The organism is Mesorhizobium sp. M1338 (assembly GCF_040318045.1).
GTDB lineage: Bacteria > Pseudomonadota > Alphaproteobacteria > Rhizobiales > Rhizobiaceae > Mesorhizobium.
In genome coordinates, this window is sequence record NZ_JAMYLL010000037.1 from 1 (window position 1) to 13,270 (window position 13,270).

At 62.9% G+C, this 13,270-nt stretch carries 12 protein-coding genes, 1 pseudogene and 1 riboswitch; of the genes and pseudogenes, 10 read left to right on the forward strand and 3 right to left on the reverse strand.

The window, feature by feature from the left end:
- The 5 genes and pseudogenes from NKH19_RS24735 to NKH19_RS24755 all read left to right on the forward strand — a co-directional run.
- Positions 1–98 (forward strand): annotated as a pseudogene (locus NKH19_RS24735) (S-(hydroxymethyl)glutathione synthase); the annotation flags it as partial.
- Positions 99–165: 67 nt separating this feature from the next.
- Positions 166–633: a YaiI/YqxD family protein gene (locus tag NKH19_RS24740; protein ID WP_352872198.1), complete on the forward strand. Its 468-nt coding sequence runs from the start codon at positions 166–168 to the stop codon at positions 631–633.
- Between the two features lie 32 nt (positions 634–665).
- A complete protein-coding gene (locus tag NKH19_RS24745) occupies positions 666–1,337 on the forward strand; it encodes a DUF1345 domain-containing protein (RefSeq protein ID WP_352872197.1) in 672 nt (223 codons plus the stop codon).
- A gap of 103 nt (positions 1,338–1,440) precedes the next feature.
- Complete coding sequence (locus NKH19_RS24750; protein WP_352872195.1) at positions 1,441–2,322, forward strand: cytochrome b/b6 domain-containing protein; 882 nt, start codon at positions 1,441–1,443, stop codon at positions 2,320–2,322.
- A gap of 1 nt (position 2,323) precedes the next feature.
- Complete coding sequence (locus NKH19_RS24755) at positions 2,324–3,115, forward strand: molybdopterin-binding protein (RefSeq protein ID WP_352872194.1); 792 nt, start codon at positions 2,324–2,326, stop codon at positions 3,113–3,115.
- Between the two features lie 39 nt (positions 3,116–3,154).
- Here the strand turns inward: NKH19_RS24755 and NKH19_RS24760 are convergent, their stop codons facing one another.
- Positions 3,155–3,949 (reverse strand): maleate cis-trans isomerase family protein, encoded by a 795-nt coding sequence (locus NKH19_RS24760; protein ID WP_352872193.1) that lies wholly within the window; start codon positions 3,947–3,949, stop codon positions 3,155–3,157.
- A gap of 210 nt (positions 3,950–4,159) precedes the next feature.
- On the opposite strand from NKH19_RS24760, the gene NKH19_RS24765 reads away from it, so the two are divergent.
- Both NKH19_RS24765 and NKH19_RS24770 read left to right on the forward strand, forming a co-directional pair.
- The gene (locus NKH19_RS24765) at positions 4,160–5,440 is read left to right on the forward strand and encodes a D-amino acid dehydrogenase (RefSeq protein WP_352872192.1); all 1,281 of its coding nucleotides are present in this window, start codon (positions 4,160–4,162) and stop codon (positions 5,438–5,440) included.
- 8 nt (positions 5,441–5,448) lie between these two features.
- A complete protein-coding gene (locus NKH19_RS24770; protein WP_352982933.1) occupies positions 5,449–6,177 on the forward strand; it encodes a GntR family transcriptional regulator in 729 nt (242 codons plus the stop codon).
- A 38-nt stretch (positions 6,178–6,215) separates the two neighbouring features.
- On the opposite strand, the gene NKH19_RS24775 is transcribed toward NKH19_RS24770, so the two are convergent.
- Positions 6,216–7,217, reverse strand: a complete 1,002-nt coding sequence (locus NKH19_RS24775; protein WP_352872190.1) for a hypothetical protein — start codon at positions 7,215–7,217, stop codon at positions 6,216–6,218.
- Positions 7,218–7,498: 281 nt separating this feature from the next.
- A riboswitch (glycine riboswitch) is annotated at positions 7,499–7,586 on the forward strand.
- Between the two features lie 149 nt (positions 7,587–7,735).
- On the opposite strand from NKH19_RS24775, the gene gcvT reads away from it, so the two are divergent.
- From gcvT to gcvP, 3 genes are read left to right on the forward strand one after another with little or no spacing between them, the layout of a single operon-like run.
- Positions 7,736–8,836, forward strand: a complete 1,101-nt coding sequence (gcvT, locus tag NKH19_RS24780) for a glycine cleavage system aminomethyltransferase GcvT (RefSeq protein ID WP_352982935.1) — start codon at positions 7,736–7,738, stop codon at positions 8,834–8,836.
- Positions 8,837–8,841: 5 nt separating this feature from the next.
- Entirely contained in the window at positions 8,842–9,210 is a 369-nt protein-coding gene (gene gcvH, locus NKH19_RS24785; protein WP_352872186.1) for a glycine cleavage system protein GcvH, read from the forward strand.
- Positions 9,211–9,227: 17 nt separating this feature from the next.
- Entirely contained in the window at positions 9,228–12,038 is a 2,811-nt protein-coding gene (gene gcvP / locus NKH19_RS24790) for an aminomethyl-transferring glycine dehydrogenase (protein WP_352872185.1), read from the forward strand.
- Positions 12,039–12,046: 8 nt separating this feature from the next.
- Here the strand turns inward: gcvP and NKH19_RS24795 are convergent, their stop codons facing one another.
- Entirely contained in the window at positions 12,047–13,222 is a 1,176-nt protein-coding gene (locus tag NKH19_RS24795) for a GGDEF domain-containing protein (RefSeq protein WP_352872184.1), read from the reverse strand.
- Positions 13,223–13,270 lie beyond the last annotated feature (48 nt).

Below are 13,270 nucleotides of genomic sequence, written 5' to 3' on the forward strand. Positions count from 1 at the left end.
AGTCGATCGGTCTCGAACCCTATGACTGCCTCAACCCCGGCTTGATGGATTATATCGCCACCTGGACGGCGAAGAAGTCCGGCGCCTTGCCGGCTTAGCAACCGATCGGATTGTATCCATGGGGCCGGACGAAATCGTCTGGCCCCATGCTCATTGGAACCAGCGATGCCCATACCTGCCATCTACGTCGATGCCGACGCCTGCCCGGTCAAGGCCGAGGTCGAAAAGGTCGCCGAGCGCCATGGCGTTGTCGTCACCTACGTCTCCAATGGGGGCTTGCGCCCTTCCCGCGACTCGATGATCCGCAACGTCGTTGTGTCCAAGGGCGCCGATGCCGCCGACGACTGGATCGTCGACAATGCGCGGACCAACGACATCGTGATCACCGCGGACATTCCGCTGGCCGCCCGCGCGGTGGCGCTCGGCGCGCATGTGCTCGGGCCGACCGGACGTCCCTTCACGCCGGAAACGATCGGCATGGCGGTGGCGATGCGCGACCTCAAACAGCACCTGCGAGAGACCGGCGAGAGCAAGGGCTACAACGCCAGCTTCGCCCCACAGGACCGTTCGCGCTTTCTCGGCGAACTCGACCGCATCTTGCGGCGGGCGCTTAAATCCGTCACACCGCAATAGAAACCGAGCGCCATTCCAAGGTTGGAACCGCCATGGCTGCCGAAACCCCGACGAAGTCTCCCTTGCAGCGCCACATGCTGTTCGCGGTGTCGGCCTGCTTCGGCGTCGTGGCGCTTGCCGTGGCGTTGCTGCTTCATGCTTCGCTCGCCTATTCGATCGGCGCCAACGCATTCTTTGCCGCCTACGTCAGTCTTGTCGTTGCCCATATGCCAAAATTCACCGGCAGATATCTGAGCAAGAATGCGCGCGCCACCGACCAGCCGGTGCTGGTCATCTTCGCCGTGACGCTTGTCGTCGTCGGCGTTGCCACCTTCTCGCTGTTCCAACTGATCAATCAGAAAGGCAGCGCCCATCCCATCGAACTCATCTTCGCGCTGCTCTCGATCCCGCTCGGCTGGTTCACCATCCATGCCATGGCGGCGCTCCACTATGCCCATGTCTACTGGATGGACGGCGATGCGGTCGACGCCGAGACCAAGAAGAATATCCCCGTCGGAGGACTGCTGTTTCCGGGCGACAAACGGCCGGAAGGCTGGGATTTCCTCTACTTCTCGACGGTTATCGGCATGACGGCACAAACCGCCGACACCAACATCACGACCACGCATATGCGACGTGTCGTGCTTATCCATTCGATCCTTTCCTTCTTCTTCAATACGGTCATCGTCGCCGCCGCCGTCAATCTCGCCATCAATCTACGCTAGTCGTAATAAATCCGTGATCGGATGAAACATTGGTTTGGATCGCGACGTATCAGGAGGACAATGAACGCGCAGGCCACGCCGTGAGGCCCGGAGACGAGACAAGATGGAATCCGTTGCCAGAAGCCAATCCGCCGCCGATCCCGGTGCTTCGGCGTCGAACGAAAAACCGCTGATCTACCGGCAGTCGCGCTGGACGCGGCTGACGCATTGGCTCTGGGCCATCTCGCTGTTCTTCATGCTGCTGTCAGGCTTGCAGATCTTCAATGCCCGTCCGCAGCTCTATATCGGCAAGGAGTCAGGCTTCGGCTACAACAATACGATCTTCGCCATCGGTGCCGAAAACACCGACGCCGGACCGCGTGGCTACACCGAAATCCTTGGGCATCGCTTCGACACCACGGGCGTACTCGGCTGGTCGGGGCCGGCGGGCCAGGAGACGTCCCTCGCCTTTCCTTCCTGGGCGACCATACCGTCCTACTATGACCTCGGCACCGCCCGCGTCGTACACTTCTTCTTTGCCTGGATACTGACCACGACCTTGATCGTCTGGCTGGTCGCCAGCACTGTGAACGGCCATCTGCGCCGCGATCTCACGCCACGCCTCGATGATCTCAAGCGCCTGCCGCGGGACATCGTCGACCACGCGAAACTCAAATTCCATCATACGCGGGAATACAACACGCTGCAGAAGATGGCTTATGGCGGCGTGCTGTTCGTGCTGTTGCCGCTTATGATCATCACCGGCCTGGCGATGTCACCAAGCATGAATTCAGTGCTGCCGTATCTCAACGATCTGCTCGGTGGCCGGCAGACGGCACGCACCATCCATTTCACCGTCATGGTGCTGCTGGTCGCCTTCTTCGTCGTTCATATCCTGATGATCCTCGCCGCCGGCCCGATAAACGAACTGCGTTCGATCATCACCGGCTGGTACCGCACCGATCCATCCGCACAGGACGACAAGACAACCGAGAGGAGTGCGTGACATGGCGAAGTTTGAGATAAGCCGCCGCAAATTCCTGACGGGTGCCAGTCTCGGCGCCTCCGGCATCATGCTGTCGGGTTGCGATGCCTTCGACAGCCAGTTGAGCGTTGGCAGCGGCTTGCGCGGTTTTCTCGAAAACGCCAATGACCTGACATACCGGGCACAGCGCCTGCTTGCCGGACATGACGCCCTGGCGCCGGAATTCACCGAAGCCGACATCCGCCAGCCGCAGCGGCCGAACGGTGTCACCGCTCCCGATGATGATGTCTACAAAGGCCTGCTCGCCAACAACTTCGCCGACTGGCGGCTGGAAGTTTCAGGCCTGGTCGAAAAGCCGCTGTCGCTCAGCCGTGAGCAATTGATGAACATGCCGAGCCGCACCCAGATCACCCGCCATGACTGTGTCGAAGGCTGGAGCTGCATCGCCAAATGGACCGGCACGCCGCTGTCACTGGTGCTGGACCAGGCGATGGTCAAGCCGCAGGCACGCTACGTCATGTTCCATTGCCTCGACACGATCGACCGCGGCCTCTCCGGAGACATCAAATATTACGGCAGCATCGACCTGATCGATGCCCGTCACCCGCAGACGATCCTCGCCTATGGCGTGAACGGCAAGCCGCTGCCGGTCGAGAACGGCGCACCGCTGCGCGTTCGTGTGGAACGCCAGCTCGGCTACAAGATGCCGAAATATCTCTACAAGATCGAGCTGGTCGACGGCTTCGCCACTATCGGCGGCGGCAGGGGCGGCTATTGGGAAGACAATGGCTACGACTGGTACGGCGGGATATGAACCGCATGCCGCAAGCGCCTCGGCTCGAAATGGACGCGCCTACAGCGAGCGGCGAAACAGCTCGCCTTTTCCAGCAATCTGCTCGCTAATGCCGCCAAGTCGCAGCATATGCCAGGCAAGTGCATGATTGCTCGATGTGACCGGTTTCTTCAGCTCCTTCTCGACCTCCTCGATGACCCGGGCAACGCGCATGCTGGTGCAGGAAACGAACACGGCTTCGCAGTCGCTCGACGCGCCGATCTCCAAAATGGCCTGCTTGACCGATGCCGGCGTTATGCGCGCAACGACATTGTCGTCCGCTTCGTTGAAGGAGCCCATGACCGGAATATCCATCCCCCGCGCCACCAGCGATGCCCGCAGGGAGTGATTGATTTTCGCGAGGTAAGGGGTGAGCAGCGCGATCCGCGAGACGCCCAGGGCCTTCAGCGCGGCCCGCGCCGCCGTCACCGGGTTGGTCACTTGCACGCCCGGCAGCACCTCGTGAACGCGCGCGGCAACCTTGTCCTCGCCGATGACAAGCGCTCCCGACGTGCAGGCAAAGCCGATCACATCGAACTTGACGTCGGGCAACAGGCCGACCGTTGCGGGGATGACGGCCGACATCTTCATCAGGTTTTCCGGCGTGATCTCGACATCGCTGTAAAGACGAGCCTCGTACAGCGCGATGTCGTTCGCGGGCAGCGCGTAGCGGAATTCATCCTCAATGGTCTGATCGGTCCGCAGCACGAGCAGGCCGAGATTGGCGCGGGTGCCGATACCGTCGTCGGTCTTGAAGGGAATGTGTTCCTTGTCGAGGACAAGCGCGTTGTCGGCGCGGGTAACCGGGGCGTCCATGGTGCAGTCCCCTTTCCTGATCCCAATCAGAATTGTCGACAATAGAAACGGCAACAATGCCAGAGGTGTCAAGGGCTCCGCGCAGATTTGGCACCAGGAAATGCTTGCATTATGCGTTTGAGTGGACCGCTTGTCCATGCGCCGTTGACAAGGACCGGCGTCTTCCTATTGAATTGTCGACAATAGAAACGACAGTCATTCGGGACGGCGATGCGCGTATTGATCTTGGGCGGTGGCGTAGTCGGGATCACCACTGCCTATCAGCTGCAAAAGGACGGCCACGCCGTCACCGTTCTCGAGCAGGCACCGCGGGTGGCCGAGGGCGCAAGCTGGGCAAATGCCGGCATGATCGCGCCCGGCCACTCCTTCGTCTGGTCATCGCCGGCCGCCCCCAAAATCCTGCTGAAGTCGCTTTTCCTGAAAGACCAGGCGCTTCGTTTCAAACTCTCCGCCGACCCGCATCTCTACAGCTGGTCGCTGCGCTTCCTCATGCAATGCACGGCCGCCAGGGCGCGCCGCAACACCCTCCTCAAACATCGGCTTGCGGTCCATTCCCAATCGGTCCTGCAGGCCGTCGTCAGGGAGGAAGCGATCCAATACGACAGGACGTCGGCCGGCATTCTTTACTTCCATCGCAGCCGTCAGGCGCTCGACAAGGGCGTCGCCAACATGCGCCTGCTGGAAGCCGACGGCCAGGAGGTCCGCATTGTCGACGCGCGGGAAATCGTTCACCGCGAGCCGGCGCTGGCTTCGTCGCGCGGCAGCATTGCCGGCGGCATATTGTGTCCGACCGACGAAACCGGCGATGCCGCCAAGTTCACGCGCGCGCTGGCGGCCATCGTCGAAACGAGGGGCGGCAATATCCTGACCGGCACCAGGATCGTCGGGATCGAACGCAGAAACGACGTGATCGCGCGGGTCGTCACCGACAAGGGAGAGTTTCTGGCCGACGCCTACGTTCTGTGTTTGGGCGCGGAGAGCCCGATCCTCGCCCGCAAGATCGGCCTTGGTCTGCCGATCTATCCGGTCAAGGGATATTCGCTGACCATTCCAATCGTCGACCCCGCCCTGGCTCCAAAACTTCCCGTTATCGACGAGCACAATCTCGTTGCCATCACGCCGATGGGCGATCGCATCCGCGTCACCGCGACCGCTGAGTTCGCGGGCTATGATCGCAGCCACAAACCCTCGGATTTCGCCTTCATGAAGCGCGTGACGCAGGACCTGTTCCCGCGCGGCATCGCCTATGATCGCGCCGAAATGCGGGCCTGCCTGAGACCGATGACGCCCGACAACCTGCCGGTCCTCGGCCTGCGCAACATCAAAAACCTCTGGCTGAACACCGGCCACGGCCACATCGGCTGGACCATGGCGCATGGCTCGGCCCGCATCGTCGCCGATCTGATCGCCGGCCGGTCCGCGCCGATCGCCCTCGATGGTATCCTTCCCACACAGGCCCGGTTCACCGAACCGAGTGCCGCAAAGGCATGACAGACGCCATGCTCCGACCCATCAGGCAAACCAACCAGGACAACAGCGCCGCGTTGGCATCCAAGCCGATGAAGACCGGCCCGCGTGTCTATGAAGAAATCCGTCGCATGGCGATGGATTATCGCTTCAAGCCGAACGAACGCATCAACGAAGTGGCGCTTGCCGCGAGGCTGAATGTCAGCCGCAGCCCGATCCGGGAGGCCCTCCAGCGGCTGGTCACGGAGGAACTCATCACCTTTCAGACCAATCGCGGCTTCTTTTGCCGCGGCTTCGATGTCGACGAGATCGTCAATCTTTCCGACGTGCGGGCCGTGCTCGAGGAGCGCTCCGTCAGGCTGGCGATTGAGCGCGCAACCAATGAGGAACTCGCCGCGCTCGTCGACTGGTGGGCGCTCACCATGGCGCGCGCCGACTCATTTTCCAGCGCCGAACTGACCGCCAGGGACGAGGAATTTCACATCCGCATCGCCAGGCTGTCGGGCAATCCCGAACTGGCGCGCATGCTCGAAGGCATCAACACGCGCATCCATTTCGTTCGCAAGATCGAAGTGGAGAAGCACCGGCGACTGTCGACGACCTACACCGAACACAGCGAGATCGCCCGAGCCATGGTGACCCGCGATGCCGACAGGGCCGCCAGGCTGATGCATGACCACATCGCCATCAGTTTCGCCGATGCCATGTCGACCGTTCGGGAAGGTTTGGCCCGGATATACATCGACGCCGACCAGATCTGATCAGGCAACCCAGATTTGATCATTCGACCCTTGACCGGTCAGGCAATCTTGTCGAGCAGCGGCCTCAGCACCGGATGGATTTCCGGCGAGGCGTGTTTGATCAGCGTCAGCAGCGCGCGTTCGTTCTCATACAGAGGCCGGTCCACGCCGATATGCTCGATCAGCCAGCCGGCTTCACCGGCATCGATCGTCTCGGCGCGGCGCGCCAGGGCCTCGGCCGCCCTGTTCTTGGCTTCCCACTCCGCTTCGATGTCATCAGGGGACCGATAGGCCTCCATGATGCCGGCAAGGCCGCCGGAGACCATCCGGCTGAAGAAGCCGCCGATTTCCGGATCGGCGTGTTCGAGGAAGGCATCACGGCGTAGTGCCACATCGCGCGTCGGCGCTTCATAACCGGCGGAACACATGACGAAATTGGCGATCGCCTTGACGAACAGCTCGTTCCAGGACGGATCGTTGCTGGCTTGGGCGGTCCGCTCGTTGATCTTGAACAGCACCTCTGCCTCGGCGCGCGTGATGGCAATGTTGCCGTCGCCACCGTGGGCGTGGAGGATACGGCGCAGCAACTCGACCTCCGCCTTGGCGATCAGCCCGGGAACCAGTGCGCCGCCGAGCATCAGCGGCCCCTTGCCGTCGATGACCGCGTGGGCGACCTGTTGCAGCGCATAGACGCAAAGCTGGCCCGGCGACGATCTCGCCTCTTCCAGCACGTGAACCAGCAATTCGAGTTCGGTCCGGCTGTCGACCATGCCGTCGCGCGCGATCGTACGGATCAGCCAGTCGGCATTGTCCTGCGAGATATAGCCCGACGGCTTTTCCTGGTGGACGATGTAGTCGGTGACCGCCTCGATGAAGAAAAGCGGCCATTCCGGGCATTTGTCCTTCGGCGAGGCATCGAGCGCGAACAGTGCCTCGGCCTCGCCGCGCGTCACCACACCGTCGCCGAACACCTCATGGCGCAACATCGCCACGTCCTCCGCGGCGATGCGGCTTTTCGAGGTCAGCCCGGCCACCGGCGCACTCATGATCAATTCGCCCATTTGTCGTCCCCGTCCGCCGCCGTCCAATGCCGGCCCCAAAGCGTCATGGCCGCCAACATATCAGCAGTGTCTTGAAAAACCGGCAAACGGCGTGGTTAGCGAAGGCTTGTCGGCCAATGCATGTCGCCCAAAAGTGTGCCGCGGTTTTGGGCGAACGACAGGCATCAAAACAAGGATCGAAAGCGCATCGCCAGCGCGACGCGCTTTAGATGTCGCTGACAGGTGACAAGCCGTCGCGCACAAGCTATGGATGGCGCGTCGAGGACTCAGGGTCTGAGTCCTACCTGTTTGCGGGAGAGAGCAGCGAAAGCTGCCGCCGAAGGGGAAATCGCCCGAAATCTCTCAGGCAAAAAGAACCGTAGACGGGAAAGACACTCTGGAAAGTCGGGGCTTGCCCCCGCGCCGAAGGTGTAAGCGCCGCTGACAGAGTTCCGGCTGCGCAAGTCTCTCAGGCTTCAGACAGAGGGGCACGGACTGGTCGCCATTCGCGACCGATTGCGTGCGACTCTGGAGATGACATGACGGGCGACGACACAAAACACCTTCCCCTCGAAGATATCCATGTGGCCGCTGGTGCGCGCTTTGGCGCCTTTGCCGGCTGGTCGATGCCGCTGACCTATCCGGCCGGCGTCATGAAGGAACACCTTCACACCCGCGAACAGGCCGGCCTGTTCGATATCTCGCATATGAAACTGTTTGAGGTCAGCGGGCCGGAGGTGGTTTCACTGCTCAATCGCGCCTGCCCGCTGGACGCCGGCGCGCTCGAAATCTCGCAATCCAAACTGTCTTTCTTCCTCAACGAAGCCGGCGGCATTCTGGACGATCTGATCGTCACCAGGCTGGGCGATATCAGGTTCATGGTGGTCGCCAACGCCGGCAACGCCGTCGCCGACGAAAAGCATTTGCGTGCGCTTGCCGCGGATTTCGACGTCAGGGTCGAGCCGCTCGACCGCGTCTTCCTTGCCATCCAGGGTCCTGAAGCGTGGGCGGCCCTTTCCCGCGCCGGCATCGAGACCGGCTCGCTGCTGTTCATGCATGGGGTCGAACCGAGGAAGAACTGGTTCATGAGCCGCTCCGGTTATACCGGCGAGGACGGTTTTGAAATCGGCCTGCCGGAGGCCGATGCGCGCGATCTCGTTGCGAAGCTGCTCGGCGATGAACGCGTGCTGTGGATCGGGCTGGCCGCCCGCGACAGCCTGCGGCTGGAAGCAGGGCTCTGCCTGCACGGCCAGGACATCACGCCGGAGACCGACCCGGCCAGCGCCGCACTGATGTGGGCGATCCCGAAGGAGATCCGTGCCACCGGCGCTTTCATCGGCGCCGATGCGCTGCGCGCCGCCGTGGAACGGGGACCCGCGCAGAAGCGGGTCGGGCTGAAGCCGGAAGGCCGCCAGCCGGTGCGCGCCGGTGCCGCGCTCTTTGACGCCGACGGCAAGCCCGCCGGCCATGTCACGTCAGGCGGCTTCGGCCCGTCAGCCGGCCATCCGGTCGCCATGGGCTATGTCACGCCATCACTGGCCAAGCCCGGAACACGGGTTTTCGCCGATGTTCGCGGCACGAAGATCCCCGTCGATATCAGCTCCCTGCCCTTCAGACCGCATCGCTACCGCAAAGGATGATTTCAATGGCAACGACCTATTTCACATCAGATCACGAATGGCTCCGCGTCGAGGGCGGCATCGCCACTGTCGGCATCACCGACTACGCGCAGGAGCAGCTCGGCGATCTCGTCTTCGTCGAACTGCCGGAGATCGGAAAGAAGCTGAGCAAGGGCGATACCGCCGTCGTCGTCGAATCCGTCAAGGCGGCATCCGATGTCTATGCGCCGGTCGATGGCGAGATCACCGAAGCCAACGGCACGCTGTCGTCGGATCCATCACTGGTCAATTCGGCAGCAACCGGGGCCGGCTGGCTTTGGAAGATGAAGCTTGCCGACGAAAGCCAGCTCGCCAGCCTCATGGATGAGGCCGCCTACAAAGCTCGTATCGGCTGATATCAGGACGTATTGACATGACCGCAGCACTCACTCCCTTCTCGGCCCGCCATATCGGTCCTGATGTCAACGATGTCAGAGCCATGCTTGCCGTGATCGGCGTTCCGTCCGTCGAGACGCTGATCAGTCAGGCAGTGCCGCAGTCGATCCGCCTTGACTCGCCGCTGACCCTGCCCGCGCCGGCCAGCGAAGCGGAGGCGCTGGCCGAATTGTCGGCGACCATGGCCAAGAATACGGTGCTGAAGAGCTTCATCGGCGCCGGCTATCACGGCGTCCATGTGCCGCCGGTGATCCAGCGCAACCTGTTCGAGAATCCGGCCTGGTATACGGCCTACACGCCCTATCAGGCCGAGATCAGCCAGGGCAGGCTCGAGATGCTGTTCAACTTCCAGACGCTGGTCACTGAACTGACCGGCCTGCCGGTGGCATCGGCCTCCTTGCTCGATGAAGCGACCGCGGTCGCCGAAGCCGTCGGCATCGCCTTGCGCCACCACCGCGACAAGCGCACCAAGATCGCATTTGCCGGCACGCCGCATCCGCAGACGCTGGACGTGGTGCGCACCCGCGCCGAGCCGCTCGGCATCGAGATCAATGGCGACACGATCGACGACAACACCGCCGCCCTGCTCGTCTCCTGGCCGGATACGTTTGGCGTCTATGGCGATCACAAGGCAGCTATCGAAAAGGCCCGGGTGACCGGTGCCATCGTCGTCTTCATCGCCGACCCGCTCGGTCTGACGCTGACCGACGCGCCGGCCAAACTTGGCGCCGACATTGCCGTCGGCCCGATGCAGCGTTTTGGCGTGCCGATGGGCTTTGGCGGGCCGCACGCCGCCTATTGCGCCGTCTCCGACAGACTGACGCGGCTGATGCCCGGCCGCCTGGTCGGCCAATCCACCGATAGCAAAGGCCGGCCCGGCTACCGGCTTGCCTTGCAGACACGCGAGCAGCATATCCGCCGTGACAAGGCGACATCCAACATCTGCACCGCGCAGGCGCTGCTTGCCAACATGGCGACCGCCTATGCCATCTGGCACGGCCCCGCCGGGCTGCAGGGGATTGCCGGGCGTATCCACGCGCTGGCCAATCGTCTGGCAAACGGCCTCGAAGCGGCAGGCGTGTCGGTGATCGGCGCCAGCCGTTTCGACACGGTGACGGTGGAGACCAAGGGCAAGGCGGCGCAGATCGCCACCGCGGCTGAAAAGACCGGCCGGCTGCTGCGCGTCATCGATGCCGATCATGTCGGCATCAGCTTCGACGAAACCTCGACCGATGTCGATCTCGAGGCGATCGCGGCCCTGTTCGGCGCCAAGGCGGGTTCCTCAACCGGCAGCACGGTGCCCGGCAAGCCGCGCGGCAAGGAGTTTCTGACCCAGCCTGTTTTCCACGAAAACAAGTCGGAAACCGAGATGATGCGCTTCCTGCGCCGGCTGGCCGACAAGGACCTGGCGCTGGACCGCGCCATGATCCCGCTCGGATCCTGCACCATGAAGCTCAACGCGGCGGCGGAAATGATGCCGGTAAGCTGGCCTGAAATCGCCAATTTGCATCCCTTCGCGCCGGCAAGCCATTCGGCCGGCTATCGCGCCATGATCGACGAACTGGAAGGATGGCTGTCGGAGATCACCGGCTTCGACGCCGTTAGCCTGCAGCCCAATGCCGGCAGCCAGGGCGAGTATGCCGGCCTGCTCGCAATCCGCGCCTATCATCGCTCGCGCGGCGAAGGCCATCGCACCGTCTGCCTGATTCCTTCCTCCGCGCATGGCACCAATCCGGCGAGCGCGGCGATGGCCGGCATGAGCGTTGTCGTCGTGCGCTGCCTGGAGGACGGCAATATCGACATGGACGATATGAGGGCCAAGGCCAACGAGCATTCCAAGAATCTCGCGGCGCTGATGTTCACCTACCCCTCGACGCATGGCGTCTACGAGGAAGGTGCACGCCACCTCTGCGCCCTTATCCACGAGCATGGCGGCCAGGTCTATTTCGATGGTGCCAACCTCAACGCCCTGGTCGCCTTGGCGCGGCCCGCCGATATCGGCGCCGACGTCTGTCATATGAACCTGCACAAGACTTTCTGCATCCCTCATGGCGGCGGTGGCCCGGGCATCGGCCCGATCGGCGTCAAGGCGCATCTGGAGCCCTATCTGCCGGGACATGTCACCGAGGGTTCGGCGCATGCCGTGTCGGCCGCGCCGTTCGGCAGCGCTTCCATCCTGCCGATCACCTGGATGTACATTCGCATGATGGGCGCCTCCGGCCTGAAGCAAGCGACCGAGACCGCCATCATCTCGGCCAACTACGTGGCGACACGGCTCGCGCCGCACTTCCCACTTCTCTACAAGGGTAGGCACGATCGCATCGCGCATGAATGCATCCTCGACACCCGCGTGCTCAAGGACAGCGCCGGCATCAGCGTCGACGACGTCGCCAAACGCCTGATCGACTACGGCTTCCACGCGCCGACAATGTCCTTCCCGGTCGCCGGCACGCTGATGGTCGAGCCGACCGAGTCCGAGCCCAAGCGCGAGCTCGACCGCTTCTGCGAGGCTATGATCGCCATATCAGGCGAGGCAGCGAAAGTCGCCAGGGGCGAATGGCCTTTGGCCGACAATCCGCTGGTCAACGCGCCGCACACCGCCGCCGAGGTGCTGGCCGGCCAGTGGACCCATCCCTACTCGCGCCTGGAGGCGGCCTATCCCGCCGGCGACGCCGACACGGCAGCCAAGTACTGGCCACCTGTCTCACGCATCGACAATGTCGCCGGCGACCGCAACCTGGTCTGCTCGTGCCCGCCCCTGTCGGACTATCTGGGCGCGGCGGAATAGCCCTCAGACTACGCTGAGCGCAAGGCCGGCTTGATCGGATCGGCCTCGCCCATCCGGTTGCGGCTGACGACGCAATTTCGACCGGCGTGCTTGGCGGCGTAGAGCGCCGTATCGGCCTCGGTCAGCACCTTATCGAGGCTGCTCCCGTCGGCCTCGCCAAAGCCGAGGCCGCCGCTGACCGTGCTGCGCAACTTGCCGAGTTGGGTGGCGACGATCTCGGTGCCGAAGGCCACACAGATCTTGCTGGCGAGATCATGGGCCTTCTCTTCCGTCATTCGCGACATGACGACGGCGAATTCCTCGCCGCCCAGGCGAAAGGCGTCGACACCCGTCCTGGCATATTTCTTGATCACCGCGGCGAAGCGGCACAAAACCTGGTCCCCGACCGGGTGACCATAGACATCGTTCGTCCGCTTGAAATGATCGAGGTCGAACATGACGACGGACATGAACGGACCGAAACTCCGCTCGCCGTAGAGCGACGTCAACGCCCGGCGGTTCAACAAACCCGTTAGCGGGTCGGTCATGGTCTCGGCCTTCAGCTCGATCTGTGCCTGCAGATGGTGGAGGGAGAGCGTCAAGGCGCCGAGTCCGGTCATGCAGGCCACCGCCACGACGGAATTCAATCGTTCTGCCCAATTGTCTGGCGCGACCGCCAGCGTCCATTGCCCCTTGGTCAGCAGAACCGCGCCACAAAGCGCGAACGACACCGCGCAGGTGCCGCTCAGAAACGAAACCACAAGCAGGATGCGGCGATCGTGACCGCCGTTGATCCAGAACATGGCGCCGATCGCCGACAGCAGCGCCGTCACCGTGATGTAGGTGACGATGAAGCCGACGCCGTCAAGGCCCAGGAACGTCACCACGGCACAGACAGCAATGGCGGCAAGCGACGGTGCAACGGCACGTCTGTAGCCGGGCACGCCCAGATATTGCATGGCTGACACGCAGAGGATCAGGAACCCCAGAGTGAGCAGCGCAAGCACGATCTGGCAAAGCAGCGGATCGGGATCCTTGGTGCATCGCCAGAACAGGATCACATGCGCGACGAGCATCAGAATGCCGCACGCCGCCGTCAGGACGAAGCCCGCCTTGGGCGCGGTGAACCAGATCGCAAACATGGTGACGCTAAGGCAGATGCCCGACAGCGCGGCTGCGAGCAGGAGCGAACTGAAGTCCAGCATATCGGGCGAAGGCCTCTCCAGCGTCGGCGGGTTGCGCTGCATTCTAGG